A 17,827-nucleotide genomic window follows, 5' to 3' on the forward strand; every position below is an offset into this window, starting at 1 on the left:
CTAGGTGCGCGGGTCAGAATCGGGTGGCGTGGCGCGCGGCGTTGACTCTGGCATCGCGCGCTGACGGTCGCGAACGGGAACGGGCGGGCCGTTGCGGTGTGAGAGCGTGCGGGATCGCACGGCGAGGGGCTCGTGGCGACTGTCGGTGCGTGCTGTGACGCCCAGGGACCCCTGGGGAGGCCTATGCGGGCGCCAGCCCGGCGGCTGTAGCGACGCGGAGCTTGCGGAGGTTGTGGCAGATCGTGTGGAGTAGCCATTCGCCTTGGGCGCCGGCGAGTCCGCGTAGCCGGAGCTGTCCGGCGTTTTGCCGGGTCTTCATCTGCCCGAACGCGGGTTCAACGATGGCTTTGCGGCGCGCGTAGTCGGTGCGGCCCTGCTCGGTGCGCAGCGCGTGCGCCATCCGCTCCCGCCGGCTCGCGTCCTCTGGGGCCGGGTCCGGGGCGCCGGCGGTAGGGAAGCTCTCGCCGTGACGTTGCCGTCCCGTCGCGATCAACACCTGTGCGTCCAGATCGTCGGCGGCTTCGAGGTTGGCTTCCGAGCAGTAGCCCGCGTCAGCGAGGACGACCTCTGGGGAACGCTCGATTCCTGCCGCGTCGAGGTTCCGTAGGGTCTGCTCGGCCATCGGGACGAACTGCTGGATATCGGTGGCCTGCTGGGTGACCTCGGCGCTCAACACGATCTGGTGGCCCTCATCGACAACGGCCTGCGCGTTGAACGCGTAATCGAAGCCGCGGACCGTCTTCATCATCCGCGCCTCAGGATCGGTGAAATTGCGTTGCGCTTTCGGCTTCGGCGCCGCCGTGTCCACCGCAGTCGCGACGGCCGCGTCGGCCTGCTCAGGGGGCTGACCGGCGGCGTCGGCCTTCTTCCGCGCCACGGCTGCCGCCTTCTCGGCGGCGTCGGCCTCGATCGCGTCCTTCGCGGCACGTAGTTTTGCCAGGCGCCCCTCACGGCGGGCCAGCTCCGGGGCGACCTCGTCCCCGCGCCGGTCCTGGCCGAACTGCTGATCCTCGGCCTCATCGACCGCCTCCGCCTCGGCGAGCAGCGCAGCGACCTCGGCTTGGAGCTGATCGATCTTCGGCACGATCCGGTCATAGCTCATCGCCTTATGCCGCGACGCGTTCGCAGCCAGCTTCGTGCCATCCAGCGCGACCCGCCCCAACCGCACCAGCCCCGCCTCCGCGCAGACCCGCAGCACCTGCAGGAACAACCCCGGCAGGGCATCCAGGTGACGCCGACGAAACCGGGCCAGCGACCGGTAGTCGGGCGCCTGGTTGCCCGACAGCCACCGGAAGGCGATATCGCGCTTGCAGCGCCGCTCCAACTCACGAGACGAGGTCACGCCCGTCGCGTACGCGAACAGCAGCAGCTTCAACATCATCCGCGGGTCATACGGAGGCGCACCCGAGGCGGACGCGTACGACGCGTAGACCGGCGTCAGATCCAAGAGCTCTTCGACGACCTCGGAGATGAACCGGGCCTCATCATCCTCGTCCAGCCAGTCATCCAGACTCGGCGGGAGCAGGAAACACTGCCCCTGGTCATACCCACGGAACGTCTTGCCCGCACCCGCCGGTGCAGCCGATCCCGGCGCCCGCGCCTCACCCGGCTCGACCTCGAACAGACCCTCCAGGCTGGCAGTCACCGTCATGAATCGATTCTCCCAGCACCCCGCGCTATCCACCGGATTCACCCCGGCGCGTTAACGGAAGGATCTGACCCACGCACCTAGGCTGGGCCCATGCGTGCATTGCTTCGAACGGGACTGATCGTCGCGATATCGATCGCGATGTCGATCGTCGTCGCGGGGGGAGTGGGCGCCGGTGTTCCCCCGGCGTCCGCCGCGGAGCGGGGTACGGGGTCCGACTTTGCCGCCGCCGTTCCGAGCGATGTCGACGACTTTTCGTTTGCGAGCCTCGACGTCGAATACACCCTGTCCCGGGCAGAAGACGGCACCAGTCGGATGCGGGTGATCGAGACGTTCGTCGCCGTCTTCCCCGAGAGTGATCAGAATCGGGGCATGCGGCGGCTCATCCCGAACAGCTATCTGAACGCACCCCTATTCCCCTCTCTCGTTTCGGTGACGGACGAGACGGGTGCCGAGAGGCCCGTCGAGACCGACGACGAAGACGACTTCCTCATCGTCACCTCGCGAGCGGATGACTACGTGCACGGCGCGCAGACCTACGTCTTCACCTATGACCTTCAGAACGTCACGCGGGGCTTTGATGACACGGGCGTCGACGAGCTGTACTGGGACGTCAACGGAGAGGAATGGGCGCAGCCGTTCGACCGCGTGGATGCGCGCGTGGTGCTCGACGGAGACCTGGCCGAGGCGGCGATCGGCGATGTCGCGTGCTATCAGGGATCAACCGGCTCGACCGATAACTGCGAGATCGACGTGGCGACCGATGCGACGGGCGCCGTCGTCTCAGCGCGCGCCGATGCCTTGGCGCCGCGCCAGACGATGACAATTGCGGTTGCCTTCGAGCCCGGCACGTTCGCCGCGTTCGATTCGTCGCCCTTCGCTTCACCGGTCGGTTGGTTGCAGGGCGGGGCGACTCTCGTCGCTGTGCTGGCCGTGATCTGGGCCGCGGTCATCCGGCGCCGTCGGCTGCAGGACGACCCTGGCCGGCCGACGGTGATCGCCGAGTACGACCCACCGCCAGGCCTCGACGCGCTCGAGTCCGCGGTGCTGTGGGGCGCGCAGACCAAGGGCATTCCGGCGGAGGTGCTGGAGCAGGCGATCGCGGGCTCGATTCGAATCGTCGAGGGCGAGCGCAAATGGGGCAGTCAGACATTCGAGCTCGAGCTCGTCAACCGTTCGCTGGCTGACGAGAACGGCCGCGAGCTGCTCGACGGGATGTTCCCCGACGGGAAGACGACGTTCACGCTCGGCAAGAGCGACGCGCGGGTGTCGCGCACGGCGCAGAAGATCCTGAAGGAGGCGGATGCGACGCTGGCCGCGATGGGTGTGCGGCGCGAGGTGCCGGGAATCGTGCGAGCGCGGCCGATCCTCGTCGGAGTCCTTGCGGCGGTCGCGTCGGTGATTCTGGGCGTTGTCGGTCTCGAGGGTGGGATCACCCCCGCCTGGTCTGTTCCGCTGCTCGTCGCGGCGCCCATCCTCGCGATCACGGCGGGTGTGCTGGTCTCGCGCCGGCCCCTGACCTCGCGCGGTGCGGAACTGCGCGACCACCTCGCCGGGGTGAAGGTGTTCATCGAGTGGGCGGAGGCCGACCGCATCCGGATGCTGCAGTCGCCGCAGGGAGCCGAGCGCACGTCGATCGCCGTCGACGATCCGCGACAGATGATCAGGCTGTACGAGCGTCTGCTGCCCTACGCCGTGGTGTTCGGCCAGGAGAAGAAGTGGGCCGAACACATCGTCGTCTACTACGGCGACTCCACGCCCGGCTGGTACTACGGCACGAGTGCTTTCAGTGCGGCCGCTTTCTCGTCGAGCATCTCTTCCCTGTCGACGAGCTCTTCTACGGCATCCACCTCGGGTGGATCGTCCGGCGGCGGTTCCGCGGGCGGTGGCGGCGGCGGAGGTGGCGGCGGCGGGGTGTAGGTCCTTGCCCGGCCTCTAGCCCTGCCCTCACCCTGGCCGCGCTCGTGTTCCTCGCCGATGCCCGTGTGGGTGCACCGGGCGCCAGGGCCTGCGGGCTTCGACCCAGGCCGGTGCGCGGGTTTCGGGCACCCCGTTGCGCATGCGCACCTCCCATCCGCTCGTCTCGAGGGTGCGGTGGTGGAACCAGCACAGCAGGACGCCGTTGTCGGTGTGCGTCGGTCCGCCGCGGGCGTGGTCGGTCGCGTGATGGACCTCGCACCAGGCCGAGGGGACGTGGCATCCCGGGATGACGCATCCGCCGTCCCTCGCGATGATCGCGCGCCGCTGGTGCGCCGTGAAGACGCGCTGTGGTCCGCCGAGTTCGATGATGCGGCCGTTGGCGTCGAGAACAAGGCGCTGGATGCCACCGGAACACGCAACCTGTCGAGCGAACGTAGCGGGAATCGGCTGGGCAACCGCGTCGGCGCCCATGTCGTCGCTCAGGTGCGCGGCGTCGAGTAGGCCGAAGCCGTCGCGACGCTCGAGTTCGGAGGCGCTGATCGTGACGAGCAGCGTCGGTGCGCTGCCGCCGATCGAGGGCGACTCGGCCGCGCGCGCTGCCACCCCGAGGATCGCCGCGAGAGCGTCGTGCTGTCGCTGCGCCCGGGTGCGCGAGTCATCCCTCGCGTGCGCGGCGTCGTGCGCGCCGGCCGTGTCCTCAGTGAAGGCAGGGCGCCCGCGGTCCGCCACGCGCGGGCTGATCTGGGCGTCGAAGAGTCGCTGCAACTGCGCCGCAACGTCGATCGTCAGCGCGCCCGAGAGGGGAGTCAGGCCGTCGCGCTCGCGTCCGAGCGTCAGGCCTCGACGCCGCATGGTGCGATCAGGATCGGGCAGGACGCCGTCGGGATCGAGGTAGAGAGCCCAGAGCTTCGCCTGCATCCGGATCTCGTCGGCTGCGGCCGGCGGCGCCCCGTCGGGCGCGGTGCCCGTGGCGGCCGCAACCAACTCGCCCTCGGCCGCAGCGACCGCCTCAGCCCCGCACCGTTCGGTCAGGGAAGAAAGGGTGCCGGTGATGGCGACCAGCGAATCGATGCCCAGCTCGCCGGCGCTGAACGCCGCCCGCGCCGCGGGAAAGTCTGAGGGAAGAGTTTCACCCGCGAGGCCGAACCTCGGCGCTATGTGCGCGCCGAGTCGCAACCGAGTCCGCGCCGTCGCGCCCGACACCGAACACAACCGCTCGAGGAGTTCAGCCGGGTTGCGGCATCCGAGGCGTGAACTCAGCCCCTCCGCGCCCCGCTCGGGTCCTGACCGGCGTCCGACCTCCGCGGCCGCGAGCGTTCGCAGCGCATCCGCCCGCCTGCCCAGTTCTTCCGCAACGCGCGTGAGCTCCAGGAGCTCGTCGTCGGGCAACAGGCCCAACTGATCCCGTGCGGGGAGTACGTGCGCGTCGAGCAGGGCGGTTGCCTCGGCCACACCAGCCCGCAGCGTCGTGCCGAGGGATGCCCCCGTGTCGCGGGGTGCGGTCGTGAACATGCCTCCAGAATCCCATCGACCAACGACATTGACGGCGACAAAAGACCCGGTCAAACGTTTGTTCTGTGGATAACTCTCGGAGACTTGTCCTGTGGAGGAGCGAATGCGCGCCGCGGCACGCAGGCAGGTCGCAGACGGCAAGAGTAAGGGCCGGTCAGAGAGGCTTCTGACCGGCCCTTGTCCCTTGCACCAAGAGTGTCCTGCAATCACATGTCGGGAGCTGCCACAGCAAACAACTTCCGTGCTTGCACTCTATAACGGCGAGGTAACGACAAGCAAGGTTTCCCGTTATCTATCTGTGATGTTTTCGTCGAGCTAGATTCGCCTCATGAGGCTGACACCATTGCCTTCCGCCGAGAGCTGGAATCACCAGGGGCTGCGGGTCGGCTTCGAGGTTGCGTTCTTCCGTGATGTGCGGCTGGGTCATCGTTTGACGGGGCACACAACAGCGAACGAGTCGGGCGCCCTGTGGTCGGTCGGCTACGACCTGACCGTGGATCCTTCGTGGACGACGATCTCGGTGCGGGCGTCTCGCTTGAGCGCTCAGGGGACGGGCGAGATGACGATGACGCGTGACGCGCAGGGTCATTGGATTGTCGGCGGGACGCAGCGCCCGGACCTCGACGGATGCGTTGACGTGGACTTCGAGTCATCCGCTGTCACGAATACTCTTCCGATCCACCGGCTCGACTTCATCGTCGGAGCCAGCGTCGACGTGCCCGCGGCTTTCGTTCGCGCCGATGACCTTCGGGTGGAACGACTGGAGCAGAGATACACCCTGGTCGGGACCACGCCCGACCGGTTGCTGTTCCACTACGAGTCATCGACGTTCGATTTCGCGTGCGACATCCCGTTCGACCGTGCGGGGCTCGTCGTGGAGTATCCCGGTATCGCCGTTCGGACCCCTACCGGGCGCGGGTGAGCCCGGCGCGCGTCACGGCCCGCCCATCCAATGGTCGATCCGGTGGGTGTCGGGGGTGAATCCGTGGGCGACGCCATACAGCACGGCCTGAGTGCGGCTCGTCGCGCCGATCTTGCGGTAGACGGATCGGATGTATGACTTCACCGTGTTCGGGCTCAGGTAGGTGAGGCTCGCGACCTCGGCGTTGCTCTTGCCCTGGGTGATGAGCGCGAGAATCTCGGACTCGCGATCGGTGATGCCCTCGAGTCGTCCCGGCCAGTCGAGCCCCGGCGCGCTGGGCGCCCGGCGGCCCTGATTGCTGATCACGAGTTCACCCGCGTGCACCGCCTCGATCGCCGCGACGAGCTGCGGTGCCGTCAAGGTCTTCGAGAGGTATCCATGGACCCCCTGGCGCCGAGCCGACTCGATGAGTTCGGGATGGAAGTTCCAGGTGTACATGACGACGCGACGGGCGCTGGGGTTCTTGATGAGCTCGGAGATCTCGTGATGGTCGGACTCGGGCTGCGCAAAAGAGTCGTACAGCACGACATCAACCGAGTCGCTCACCCCCCTGTTCGCGTCGATCTCGGCGACCAGAACTCGATCACGGTATTCGTCGAACAGATGCGCCAGCCCCTTCAACACCACGTCGTAGTCATCGACGAGGGCGACGGTGATGGGGCGCGAGGCCGGGGATGAGGGCATGCTCGAGCTTTACACCCCCAGGGGTGTGCCGCCACACCCTGAGGGGTGATGAAGTCAGGTGTTGTCGCGAATTGCGGCATTCCGCGCATCGAATGGTGCGCGCCCACCACGCCTCTCGGCGTCGAGAAGAGGAGCAACCATGCTCGGTCTCATCATCAGCATCATCGTCATCGGCCTCATCGCCGGATTCATCGCTCGCGCCGTGGTTCCTGGCAAACAGGACATGAGCATCCTCATGACCATCGTCCTGGGAATCGTCGGTTCGTTCGTGGGTGGATTCCTCGGCTTCTTGCTCTTCGGGCAGGACGCCGCCGACGGCTTCTTCCAGCCGGCCGGAATCATCGGTTCCATCATCGGCGCGATCATCGCGCTGCTGATTTACGTCATGGTCAGGGGTCGTGGCGCCTCAGCGCGTCGCCGCGGCTGATCCGCAGCGCGTCCGTGCGCATCCGGTCGCGATCCACGTCGTCGTCCGGACACAAGTGAGGGCCGGTCAGAGAGGCTTCTGACCGGCCCTTGTCCCTTGCACCAAGAGTGTCCTGCAATCACATGTCGGTAGCTGCCACAGCAAAACAACTACCGTGCGTGAACTCTATAACGGCCAGGTAACGATGGGCAAGGTTTGTCGTTATCTTTCTGTGACTCTTTGCGCCGCCGGTGCCAGAGCAAGCGCATCCGCGCCGGCGGCCGCGGCGTCCGCGTCCCGGAGCTTCGGCTTGCGGGGCCACCAGAAGGCGTCCTTCGTGATGAACGCGAGCGCGGGAACGATCACCGTGCGTACGAGCAGCGTGTCGATGAGCACACCGATGCACACGATGATGCCGATCTGCGTCAACGTGATGAGCGGGAGCACTCCGAGCACCGCAAACACCGCGGCCAGCAGGATTCCCGCGCTCGGGATCACCGCGCCCGTAGCGGCAAGGGCACGAATCATGCCCTGCGTGATGCCCAGGTGGTCGGACTCCTCTTTCGCCCGCGTCACGAGGAAGATGCTGTAGTCCACGCCGAGTGCCACGAGGAACAGGAAGCTGAACAGCAGCACGTTGGCGTCGATGGCGGGAAAGCCGAAGAGCGGCGTCTGGAAGAGCCACCAACTCAGGCCGATGGCCGAGAAGAAGCTCGCCACAACCGCGAGGAGCAGCAGGAGTGGCGCGACGAGCGCGCGTAGCAGCACGACGAGGACGATGAATACGAGCACCAGGATGAGCGGAATGATCAGGGCCTGATCGCGCGCCTGCGCGTTCGTGACGTCGAGGGCTTGGGCGTCGAGCCCACCCACCAGACCCTCGCCGGTGCCGACTCCGTCGAGGGCTGCACGCATCCGCTCGACCGTGGCGAAAGCCTCCTCGGTCTCGGCGTTCGCGCCGAGCGTGACATCGATCCGGGCGAGGTCGTCGGTCGTCTCGCCGATCGCCGCTGAATCGACTCCCTCGAGGGCGGCCAAGGCGCTCTCGGCCTCTTCGGCTTCGTCGAGCGGAACGATGACGATGGAGGGCGAGGTCGTTCCGGCCGAGAAAGCCTCGGCGAGGACCTCCTGTCCCTGAACGGCCTCGGGCTTCTGCAGGAATCTGTCGTTTTGCGAGAGCCCGGTCTGGACGAAGAACAGCCCGCTCGCCATCACACCCAGCACGATGAATCCGCCCGTAGCCACGATGACCGGACGCTTCGAAACCGCGCGGCCGAGCTTGCCCCAGACGCTCCGGGCGATCGCGTCGGGCGAGCCGAAGCGCGGGATGTAGGGCCAGAAGAGTCCGCGGCCGAACAGCACAAGCGCCGCGGGCAGAACGAACAGGGCGAAGATCATCGCGACGACGATGCCGACGGCGCACGCCAGTCCGAGTGCCCGGTTGCCGGCGAGCTCGGCGAGCAGCAGCGTCAGCAGCGCGAGCGCGACGGTCGAGCCGCTCGCGATGATCGCGGGGCCGGCTCCCCGCAGGGCGCGCTGCATCGCGTCCCGGCGATCCTCATGCAGGCGTAGCTCGTCGCGGTACCGCGCGATGAGCAGCAGTGCGTAGTTCGTTCCCGCTCCGAAGACCAGTACCGACAGGATGCCGGTGATGGATGCATCGAGCTGCACCCCGACCGCGCTCGCCACCTGTCGCGCGACGATGCCGGCGAGCCCGTCCGCGACCCCGATGACGACGAGTGGGACGAGCCACAGCCAGGGGCTGCGGTAGGTGATGAGCAGCAGCACGGCGACGACGATCACGGTGGTCAACAGAAGGGTGAAGTCGGCCCCCGCGAAAACAGCAGCGATATCGACCTCAAAGCCCTCTGCGCCGGTCAGGTAGACCCGTACCCCGTCGAGGCCCGCTGACGCCGCATCGCGGAGTTCCTGTGCGCGCTCGCTCTGCGCCGCGACGTCGGTCTCGGGCTCGAGCGGTACGACGACCAGGGCGACCGTTCCGTCGTCCGAGACCTGCGCGGGAGGAACAAATCCCTCGCGGGAGAGGTCCGCGAGCTCTCCCATGGCGTTCTCGTTGATCAGGGCGAGCGTGTCGGCGTCGAGCTCGCCCTCATCCGACGCGAAGACCAGCAGGGCTGAGGTATCGTCGGCGCTCGGAAACTCTTCGCGCAGCTGATCGACCTGGACGGACTCGGCGCTGTCGGGCAGGCCGACCGAGGGTGCCGTTTCGGACTCTTCGCCGCCCGCGATGCTGAACAGTGCGGCCGCTGCGAGAGCGGCCAGGACGAGCACGATCCATGACGTCTTGGCGGATGTGATGAAGCGCAGCAGGCCGCTCATGGGGGTTCTCCACGTCTGTGAAAGTTATTTGAAGATCAAACTATATGACTATCGAATGAATGTAGCGATATCGTGGGTCTCATGCAACCGAGGCACGGCGACAGTCCAAGCGCGGACGCGTCCGGGTTCTCTCCGACCCGTCCGGCCACGGCGTCGTTGCGGGAGTTCATCGAACTCACCGATCAGTTCGAGCGTGCGATAGCAACCGAGCTCGAGGTCAATCCGACGGATCTGGCGGCCATGGAGCATCTGCTCATGGGTGGTCCGCTGGGGCCGACCGAGCTGGCGCGGCGCGTGGGCATCTCTGCCGGCGCCGCGACGACCTCGATCGACCGGCTCGTCGCGCTCGGTCACGTGACGCGCGAGCCCCACCCCACGGATCGCCGCGGCACTCTCGTTGTGCCGCAGCCCGCTTCGCGCGACCGCGCGATGGGGCGGCTCATGCCCATGATCATGGGCATCGACGGCGAGCTCGACGCGTTCACCGAGGCCGAGCAGGAGGTCATCACGCGGTATCTTGCCCAGGTGGTCGAGCGGTTGCGGATGCACGCAAGTCCCCGGGCATCCGAAGTCGAAAGCTGAGCTGCGCGCCGCAGGTCAATCCATCCAGAGTCGCTCGATCGGGATGTCATGATCCAGGATGCGTGTCGCCGCACGGTGTCCCGAGCACATCGCCGCGGTGACGGTGGCCGGGTCATCCGTCCACGTCGCCTCGCCCGCCAGGTGCAGGACGCCGCCGATCGGGGTGGCCAGGGCGTCGTGGTCGTCGGTCGTCGACCCGAGTGTCATGTACGCATACGAGCCTCGGGCGAACGGGTCGCCCTGCCAGGCGGTGATGTGGACGTGGGACGGTTCCTCGACGCGGTCGCCGCAGAGCCGACGCAGCTGCGCGAGCACGGACTGGGTGACCCGGTCTGTCGCCCAGCCCCGTGTCTCGATGCCCGCGGGTCCCGCCGCGAAAGTCAGCAATGTGGGCTCGCTGTGCAGGGCGGTCAGGTCGTACCACGAGTGCCACCAGCGTCCCTCGGGGCCTTGCTGGCGGATCGCGTACACGTCGTCGTCCCAGAACTTCGTCGGGAAGCGCAGGAAGACTTTCTCGAAGGCATTCATCGTCAGGCGTCCGAGCGCGCCCGCCACCGGTTCCGGGAGGGCGGGCTCGATCACGAAGTCCTCGGATTGCAGCACGCCGACAGGCACGGTGACCACCGCATCGCGTGCGGCGAATGTTCCGCGATCGGTCGTCATGACGACTCCATCGGTGCTCCACTCGACACGAGACACCACATGCTCGAGTCGCACGTCGAGCCCCTCCGCCAACCCCGCCGCCAGCGCGTCGTACCCCTGCGGGAACACCACTTCGTCGCCGTCGATCGAGTCGTCGTCGAGGCCGTGGGCTGCGAGATCCTCGATCCACGCGCCGTACTGCTCCTCGGCGCGGTGCTCGAGGTATTCGCGGACGCGCTGGACGCGGTCCTCGCTCCAGTTCTGAAGCGCGAGGGCTGCTTCTGTCACATCACGGTACGAGGCATCCGGGCTCGATGAGGCGATCACGTTGACGAGAGCCGCGTCGACCGCATGGATGTCTGAGACATAGGCCTGTGCGGCGGCGTTCGAGAGGCGGTGCCCGTCGGGCCCGTAGTGGGCGATCGGGCGACCGTCGGGCTGATATCCGCCGACCGTGAACTCGACCATCGGCATCCCGAACGCTTTTGCTACCGCGGCGACGGGGGAGTCGGTGATGCCGTGGATCCAGGATGCGCCGAGGTCGGTGACGAGCCCCTCGCTACGGTCAGTGTGCACCCGGCCACCCACGCGGTCGCGCGCCTCGAGAATCACGACGCGGCGCCCTTCTCTCGTCAAGAGGCGCGCTGCGGTCAGTCCTGCGATGCCCGCGCCGACCACGATCGTGTCGAAAACGTCCACGGCGAAACCTCTCTCGACGCGCCCGCATGGCGCGATCCCGACGCTATCGCTCCGACCTTGTCAAGCGCGAGGGATCGCCGGTTCGGCGGCGCAGATAGATACCCCCCGGGGTATGCTAACGTGAGTCAGAAGGACCAGAGAGGTCAGTTATGTCCAGGATCGTGATCGTCGGTGGGGTCGCCGGGGGAATGAGCGCCGCGGCCCGTGCGCGCCGCCTCGACGAGTCGGCCGAGATCATCGTGCTCGAGCGCGGCCCGCACGTATCGTTCGCGAACTGCGGCCTGCCCTACTTTGTCGGCGGCGAGATCGAAGATCCCGCGAAGCTCCTCGTGCAGACGCCGGAGACGCTGCGCGCGGCGCTTGCGCTGGATGTCCGGCCCGGGCATGACGTCATCGCCGTCGACACTGCCGCGAAAAACGTGACCGTGCAGACGGCGAATGGTCTCGAGGTCATCGACTACGACGCCCTCGTGCTCGCTCCGGGTGCGGCCGCGGTCATCCCCGCGATCCCGGGAATCACCTCCGCCCGGGTTCGCACGCTCCGCACCGTCGACGACGCCCTCGCGCTGCGCGACTCGGTCACGGGCGGCGCGCGCCGTGCTGTCGTGCTCGGCGCAGGGTTCATCGGCGTCGAGGCTGCCGAAGCTCTGGCCGCGAGCGGTCTCGAGGTGTCGATCGTGCAGAGCTCCGCGCATCCGCTCAGTCCCTTCGAACCCGAACTCGCCTGGCTCTTTTCGCAAGAACTGCGAGCGATCGGAATCGACGTGCACGCCGGCGCGACCGCGACCGTGATCGAGGAAGGTGCAGGCCACGACATGGTGGTGCTCTCGGATGGCTCACGCCTTGCCGCCGACATGATCGTGCTCTCCGTCGGGGTTCGTCCGGATACGGCGAGCTTCGAACGCGCCGGCATCGCGTGCGTGCGCGGTGCGATTGTGGTGGATGACCACGGCCGCACGAGCGTGCCCGGGGTCTGGGCTGTCGGAGACGCGACCCTCGGCGTCGATCCGATCACGGGCGCCCGTCACCCCGTGGCGCTCGCGGGACCCGCCAACCGCGCCGGACGCCTGGTGGCCGACGACATCCTGCGCCCGGCGACGGCGCGAGCGATTCCGCCTGCGCTCGGCACCGCGATCGTGCGCGTGGGTTCGCTGACCGCCGCGCTGACAGGCGCGAATCGTGCGGTGCTCCACGCCCACGGCATCGCGCACACCACCCTGCATCTGCACGCGAATCAGCACGCTGGGTACTTCCCGGGTGCGAGCCAGATCCATCTCGTGGTGCACATCGACCCCGACACGGGGCTCTTGCTGGGTGCCCAGGCTGTCGGAACCGAGGGCGTCGACAAGCGGATCGACGTGCTCGCCACGGCCATCCGCGCGGGCATGGCGGTCGACGAACTGATCGACCTCGATCTGGCCTACTCGCCGCCCTATGGACAGGCGAAGGACGCCGTGAACCTCACCGGCATGGTGGGCGAGAACGTGCTGAACGGGACCCTGTCGCTCTGGTACGCCGAAGACCTCGACGAGGTGCTGGCTACCTCACTGGTGCTCGACGTGCGCCGCGACGACGAGTGGGCCACCGGCCATGTTCCCGGTGCGCTGCACATTCCGCACACCGAACTGCGCGAGCGCATCGACGAGGTGCGGGAGCGTGCGGCCGGCCGCCCGGTGCGCGTGATGTGCGCCTCGGGCGTGCGTTCGGCCATCGCCCACCGCGTCGTGACGCAGGCGGGTCTGGACTCGGCATCGCTGTCGGGAGGCATCCTCACGCTCCGGGCGTCGCTCGGCTCACGTGCTCGCGACGTCCTCGTCGTCGACGCAGCCGTTCGCTGACCGCAACATCTCCAGGAGACAGACCATGTGCTACCAAGTGGCGTGCAAGAAGTGCGGCAAGGCGAGCTGGGCAGGGTGCGGCCAACACGTCGATCAGGTGATGCGATCGGTTCCGCGCTCGCAGCGGTGCGAGGGCCACGCGAAGGAGCCGTCGACCGGATTCTTCGCGCGATTCTTCGCCCGCTGAGCCCGCGCTGAGCTCGCCTCAGGCGAGCGTGAGGAAGAGCTTCTCGAGCTCGTCCGGCGTCATCGACTCGTCCTCGGGGTCGGCGATGCAGGTGCGCATGGCCGAGGCGACGATCGCGTAACCCGCGCGGTCGAGGGCTTTGGACACCGCCGCCAGCTGGATGACGACGTCGCGGCATTCCGCGCCGGACTCCACGGCGTTCACGACGGCTGCGAGCTGACCCTGTGCCCGGCGCAGGCGATTGACGATCTTGCGTTGCTGCGCGATCAGCTCGGCCTCGCGGTCGTCCGTGGTTTCGGATGTCGCGGTCTCGTTCACGGTGGGCCTCCTGGTACCGCACGCCGACGGCGTCGCGGGTTACACGCCATTATTCCACGAAAAGCAGATACCCCACCGGGTATCGCATACAGGTCCGAGGACTACAGTTGCCCCTTGTGATTCGAGCCAGCATCCCGAGCCCCGACCCCGTCTTCGCCCAGTTCTCGCTCGGGCCGCTGACGATCCACACGTACGCGCTGTGCATCATCGCGGGCATCATCGCCGCGGTGCTCATCACGCAGCGACGCCTCGGCAGTCGCGGGGCGGAGCCGGGGACTGTTCTCGACGTCATCATCTGGGCGGTGCCGCTCGGCATCGTCGGCGCGCGTTTTTACCACGTGTTCACCCACGTCGGGGATTACTTCTACCCTGGCGCGAACATCTGGGCGATCTTCGCGATCTGGGATGGCGGCAACGCGCTGTATGGCTCGCTGCTCGGCGGAGCGGTGGGTGCGTGGATCGGATGCCGCATCGCGGGCATTCGGCTGTGGTCGTTCGCCGACGCACTCGCCCCGGCCATGCTGGTGGCGCAGGCGATCGGGCGCCTCGGCAACTGGTTCAACCACGAGCTCTTCGGTCTGCCCACCACCCTGCCGTGGGGGCTGGAGATCGAATCGACGAACCCGAAATTCCCGGAGGGTCTCGCCGAGGGGACGCTGTTCCATCCACTGTTCCTGTACGAGATGATCTGGAACCTCGTCGGGGTTGCGATCATCCTGCTGCTCGAACGCCGCATCGCGCTGCGCTGGGGCAAGGCGTTCGCGGTGTATCTGATCTGGTACGGCCTGGGTCGCAGCTGGCTCGAGGCGATCCGCATCGATCCGACCAGCGATGGTCTGTTCGGAATCCCGGCCAATGTCTGGGCCTCGTTCGTGGCGATCGGTCTCGGCGTCGCGCTGTTCGTGATCCAGAGCGTCCGTCACCCGGAGCCGGAGCCGAGCATCTTCCGCGATGGGGTCGGTCCGAAGGCCGCACAGCCCGCCTGATCTGACCTTTACGCAGAACGGATGCTTGACGCATCCGCAGTACTCAGTGTTACTATCTACCAGTACCTAGTGACACTGAGTAATGAGGCGATTCCGGATGGGTAAACAAGCGACCGAGATGCTCAAGGGCGTGCTGGAGGGCATCGTGCTGGCGATCCTCGCGACGCAGTCCGCGTACGGCTACGAGATCACGGCCCGGCTGCGTGACGAGGGCTTTGCAGACATCGCCGAGGGCACGATCTACGCCCTGCTGATCCGTATCGAGCAGCGGGGGCTCGTCGATGTCGAGAAGGTCCCGTCGGAGAAGGGTCCCCCGCGCAAGGTTTATTCGCTGAACGCTCAGGGCCGCGACTACCTCGACGAATTCTGGGGAACGTGGGGCTTTCTCACCACGCGGCTTGAACAGCTCCGCACCGCATCAACCGAGACCGAAGGGAACTGACATGTGGATCGAGAAATTGACCGGCGACCTCGCCGACAAGAAGCACTACCGCGAATACAAGGCGCGGGTGAAGGCTCTGCCCGAGCCGTACCGTGAGGCTGCCGGGGGCCTCGAGCGCTACCTGATGTACCTCGGCCCGAGCGACGACGGCAAGAGCCTGATCGCGATGTTGACGGACCTGGCCGAACTCTTCGAACAGGCAGTCGCCGACGAAACACCCGTGCGCGACCTGGTCGGCAGCGACCCGGTCGAGTTCGCAGAGACGTTCATGCAGAACTACGGCGGGGGCAGTTGGATCCGCAAAGAACGCGCGCGCCTCGAGAAGACCATCGATCGCGCCGTCGAGGAAGAGGGGCGCTGAGCATGTCCGCCGCGGCCATCGCTGTGCGCGGGATCGAGAAGTCCTTCGCGGATGTCTCGGTGCTGCGCGGCGTCGACCTCGACGTGCAGGCTGGGAGCATCTTCGCCCTGCTCGGATCGAACGGCGCGGGCAAGACGACGCTCGTGCGGATACTGTCGACACTGCTGAAGGCGGACGCGGGCACGGCATCCGTCGCCGGGTTCGACGTGGCCGCGGCTCCCGCCGACGTGCGCGAGTCGATCAGCCTGACGGGACAGTTCGCCGCGGTCGATGAGGTGTTGACCGGGCGCGAGAACCTCGTGCTCGTCGCGAAGCTGCGGCATCTGCAGGATCCGGGCGCGATCGCCGACCGCCTGCTCGCGCAGTTTTCGCTCGTCGAGGCTGGCGGTCGCCGAGCCGGTACGTACTCGGGCGGTATGCGCCGACGCCTCGACATCGCGATGAGCCTGATCGGCGATCCGCCGGTCATCTTCCTCGACGAGCCCACGACGGGCCTCGACCCGCAGGCTCGTCTCGAGGTGTGGCGCGCGATCACCGACCTCGCCCGGGGTGGCACGACCGTCCTGCTGACCACGCAGTACCTCGACGAGGCCGAGCAACTCGCCGACCGCATCGCGATCCTGCACCGCGGCACGATCATCCAGAGCGGCACGCTCGCCGAGCTCAAGAAACTTCTGCCCCCGGCGAAGGTCGAGTACGTCGAGAAGCAACCGTCGCTCGAGGATGTCTTCCTCGCCCTGATCGGCGAGACCGAACCACCCGAACGATCCGGAGCATCCGAAGGAGAGCCGTCATGAGCGCCCACGTTCTCGCCGACACGAGCGTCCTCACGGGGCGGTCGCTGCGACACATCCTTCGCAGCCCCGACACGATAATCACGACCGCCGTCACCCCGATCGCGCTCATGCTGCTGTTCGTCTTCGTGCTCGGCGGTGCGATCAACACAGGCTCGGGGGAGTCGTACGTCAACTACCTCCTCCCCGGCATCCTGCTGATCACGATCGCGTCCGGAGTCGCGTACACCGCGTATCGGCTGTTCCTCGACATGCAGGGCGGCATCTTCGAACGCTTCCAGTCGATGCCGATCGCCCGATCGAGCGTCCTGTGGGCCCACGTGCTGACCTCCCTCGTCGCGAACGTCGTCTCCATCGCGCTCGTCATCGGCGTTGCACTGCTCCTGGGTTTCCGAACGGGGGCAACGGTCGGGGCGTGGCTCGCGGTAGCGGGCATCCTGATCCTGTTCACCCTGGCGCTGACGTGGATCGCCGTCATCGCGGGGCTCTCGGCCAAGACCGTCGACGGCGCGAGCGGCTTCAGCTACCCGCTGATCTTCCTGCCCTTCATCAGCTCGGCGTTCGTGCCGACCGATTCGATGCCGGGCCCGGTGGCGTGGTTCGCCGAGAACCAGCCGGTCACATCGATCGTCAACACGATCCGTGCGTTGTTCGCCGGCCAGCCGGTCGGTGGCGAGATCTGGATCGCTCTGGCGTGGCTCGCGGGCATCCTGGTCGTCGCCTACGGCTTCGCGATCGTGATCTATCGGCGCAAGGTCCGCTGAGTGGCAGCGTAGGGTGTGACGTCACCGGAAGGCGGACGCCGATGATCGCGCGATTCGAAGAGCTCGACTGGCAAGAGACGCGGATGGGGGAGTTGAACCTCCGCCGCCGTACCGACAGCCAGTCCGGCGAACTCATCTACGAGGTCAAGCTCGGCGATGAATATCTCATGTCGAGTCTGTTCACTGTCGCGGAAGAAGAGCTGGCACGGCTCGGCCTCGCGGCGACCGACGGCGGCTCGCTTGCGGTCTTGGTTGGAGGCCTCGGCCTCGGATACACCGCGGTGACAGCGCTCGAGGACAACCGTGTCGCCCGCCTCGATGTGATCGACGCCCTCCCGGCCGTGATCGGATGGCACGAGCGGCATCTGCTGCCCGTTTCGACGAAGCTCGTGGATGACCCGCGCACGACGCTCGTCCACGACGACTTCTTCGCGGTGATGCGTCGCGCCGCCGCTCCAGACGAGGCGCCGTACGACGTCATCCTGCTCGACGTCGACCACTCGCCCCGCCATACCCTCGACCCGAGTCACGCCGATCTGTATACCGCCGCGGGACTCGAGCGTCTCGCCGCTCATCTGGCCGATCGCGGGATCTTCGCCCTGTGGTCGGACGATCCGCCCGACGCCGACTTTATGACGGTGCTCGCCTCGGTTTTCGACGAAGCCCGAGCCCTCGAGGTGGCGTTCGAGAACCGCCTGACCGGTGGTAGCTCGTCGAACACGGTGTACGTCGCGCGGCGCCGGTCACTCTGACGCGTCGGACGCGCACGGCAGAATGGGTCG

Annotated in this window: 17 protein-coding genes; 11 read left to right on the forward strand and 6 right to left on the reverse strand. The window is 67.2% G+C overall.

What is annotated here, in order from left to right:
• Nucleotides 1-181: 181 nt before the first annotated feature.
• On the reverse strand, nt 182-1,651 hold the full coding sequence (locus CGU34_RS05330; protein WP_036294992.1) for an IS1182 family transposase: 1,470 nt from the start codon (nt 1,649-1,651) through the stop codon (nt 182-184).
• A gap of 90 nt (nt 1,652-1,741) precedes the next feature.
• On the opposite strand from CGU34_RS05330, the gene CGU34_RS05335 reads away from it, so the two are divergent.
• A complete protein-coding gene (locus CGU34_RS05335; RefSeq protein ID WP_232711552.1) occupies nt 1,742-3,568 on the forward strand; it encodes a DUF2207 domain-containing protein in 1,827 nt (608 codons plus the stop codon).
• Nucleotides 3,569-3,595: 27 nt separating this feature from the next.
• Here the strand turns inward: CGU34_RS05335 and CGU34_RS05340 are convergent, their stop codons facing one another.
• Nucleotides 3,596-5,080, reverse strand: a complete 1,485-nt coding sequence (locus CGU34_RS05340; RefSeq protein ID WP_100813510.1) for an HNH endonuclease signature motif containing protein — start codon at nt 5,078-5,080, stop codon at nt 3,596-3,598.
• 328 nt (nt 5,081-5,408) lie between these two features.
• On the opposite strand from CGU34_RS05340, the gene CGU34_RS05345 reads away from it, so the two are divergent.
• Nucleotides 5,409-6,002 carry a putative glycolipid-binding domain-containing protein gene (locus CGU34_RS05345; RefSeq protein WP_100813511.1) on the forward strand — a complete coding sequence of 198 codons (594 nt, stop codon included), beginning with the start codon at nt 5,409-5,411 and terminating at the stop codon, nt 6,000-6,002.
• A gap of 12 nt (nt 6,003-6,014) precedes the next feature.
• Here CGU34_RS05345 and CGU34_RS05350 read toward each other — a convergent pair whose 3' ends face one another.
• Nucleotides 6,015-6,686: a response regulator transcription factor gene (locus CGU34_RS05350; protein ID WP_100813512.1), complete on the reverse strand. Its 672-nt coding sequence runs from the start codon at nt 6,684-6,686 to the stop codon at nt 6,015-6,017.
• A 139-nt stretch (nt 6,687-6,825) separates the two neighbouring features.
• Here CGU34_RS05350 and CGU34_RS05355 point away from each other — a divergent pair, with 139 nt between their 5' ends.
• Nucleotides 6,826-7,113, forward strand: coding sequence for a GlsB/YeaQ/YmgE family stress response membrane protein (locus CGU34_RS05355; RefSeq protein ID WP_036297704.1), 288 nt, complete (start codon nt 6,826-6,828; stop codon nt 7,111-7,113).
• A gap of 201 nt (nt 7,114-7,314) precedes the next feature.
• Here CGU34_RS05355 and CGU34_RS05360 read toward each other — a convergent pair whose 3' ends face one another.
• On the reverse strand, nt 7,315-9,432 hold the full coding sequence (locus CGU34_RS05360) for an MMPL family transporter (RefSeq protein WP_100813513.1): 2,118 nt from the start codon (nt 9,430-9,432) through the stop codon (nt 7,315-7,317).
• Nucleotides 9,433-9,513: 81 nt separating this feature from the next.
• Between CGU34_RS05360 and CGU34_RS05365 the strand changes: the two genes are divergently transcribed.
• The gene (locus CGU34_RS05365; RefSeq protein WP_100813514.1) at nt 9,514-10,014 is read left to right on the forward strand and encodes a MarR family winged helix-turn-helix transcriptional regulator; all 501 of its coding nucleotides are present in this window, start codon (nt 9,514-9,516) and stop codon (nt 10,012-10,014) included.
• Nucleotides 10,015-10,029: 15 nt separating this feature from the next.
• Here the strand turns inward: CGU34_RS05365 and CGU34_RS05370 are convergent, their stop codons facing one another.
• Nucleotides 10,030-11,355 (reverse strand): flavin monoamine oxidase family protein, encoded by a 1,326-nt coding sequence (locus CGU34_RS05370; protein WP_100813515.1) that lies wholly within the window; start codon nt 11,353-11,355, stop codon nt 10,030-10,032.
• A gap of 149 nt (nt 11,356-11,504) precedes the next feature.
• Between CGU34_RS05370 and CGU34_RS05375 the strand changes: the two genes are divergently transcribed.
• Nucleotides 11,505-13,193 carry an FAD-dependent oxidoreductase gene (locus CGU34_RS05375; protein WP_100813516.1) on the forward strand — a complete coding sequence of 563 codons (1,689 nt, stop codon included), beginning with the start codon at nt 11,505-11,507 and terminating at the stop codon, nt 13,191-13,193.
• 205 nt (nt 13,194-13,398) lie between these two features.
• Here the strand turns inward: CGU34_RS05375 and CGU34_RS05380 are convergent, their stop codons facing one another.
• Nucleotides 13,399-13,698, reverse strand: a complete 300-nt coding sequence (locus CGU34_RS05380) for a metal-sensitive transcriptional regulator (RefSeq protein WP_232711553.1) — start codon at nt 13,696-13,698, stop codon at nt 13,399-13,401.
• A gap of 116 nt (nt 13,699-13,814) precedes the next feature.
• On the opposite strand from CGU34_RS05380, the gene lgt reads away from it, so the two are divergent.
• The 6 genes from lgt to CGU34_RS05410 all read left to right on the forward strand — a co-directional run bounded on the left by lgt (nt 13,815) and on the right by CGU34_RS05410 (nt 17,797).
• The gene (lgt, locus tag CGU34_RS05385; protein ID WP_332870608.1) at nt 13,815-14,684 is read left to right on the forward strand and encodes a prolipoprotein diacylglyceryl transferase; all 870 of its coding nucleotides are present in this window, start codon (nt 13,815-13,817) and stop codon (nt 14,682-14,684) included.
• 97 nt (nt 14,685-14,781) lie between these two features.
• Nucleotides 14,782-15,126, forward strand: coding sequence for a PadR family transcriptional regulator (locus tag CGU34_RS05390; protein ID WP_036300245.1), 345 nt, complete (start codon nt 14,782-14,784; stop codon nt 15,124-15,126).
• Nucleotide 15,127: 1 nt separating this feature from the next.
• Complete coding sequence (locus tag CGU34_RS05395) at nt 15,128-15,487, forward strand: DUF1048 domain-containing protein (protein WP_036300242.1); 360 nt, start codon at nt 15,128-15,130, stop codon at nt 15,485-15,487.
• Nucleotides 15,488-15,489: 2 nt separating this feature from the next.
• Nucleotides 15,490-16,284: an ABC transporter ATP-binding protein gene (locus CGU34_RS05400; RefSeq protein WP_100813518.1), complete on the forward strand. Its 795-nt coding sequence runs from the start codon at nt 15,490-15,492 to the stop codon at nt 16,282-16,284.
• Nucleotides 16,281-17,045, forward strand: a complete 765-nt coding sequence (locus CGU34_RS05405) for an ABC transporter permease (protein ID WP_100813519.1) — start codon at nt 16,281-16,283, stop codon at nt 17,043-17,045. Before CGU34_RS05400 ends, CGU34_RS05405 begins: the two co-directional genes overlap by 4 nt.
• A gap of 41 nt (nt 17,046-17,086) precedes the next feature.
• Nucleotides 17,087-17,797: a spermidine synthase gene (locus CGU34_RS05410; RefSeq protein ID WP_100813520.1), complete on the forward strand. Its 711-nt coding sequence runs from the start codon at nt 17,087-17,089 to the stop codon at nt 17,795-17,797.
• Nucleotides 17,798-17,827 lie beyond the last annotated feature (30 nt).

It is taken from the genome of Microbacterium lacus (assembly GCF_002812805.1).
GTDB classification, from domain to species: domain Bacteria; phylum Actinomycetota; class Actinomycetes; order Actinomycetales; family Microbacteriaceae; genus Microbacterium; species Microbacterium lacus_A.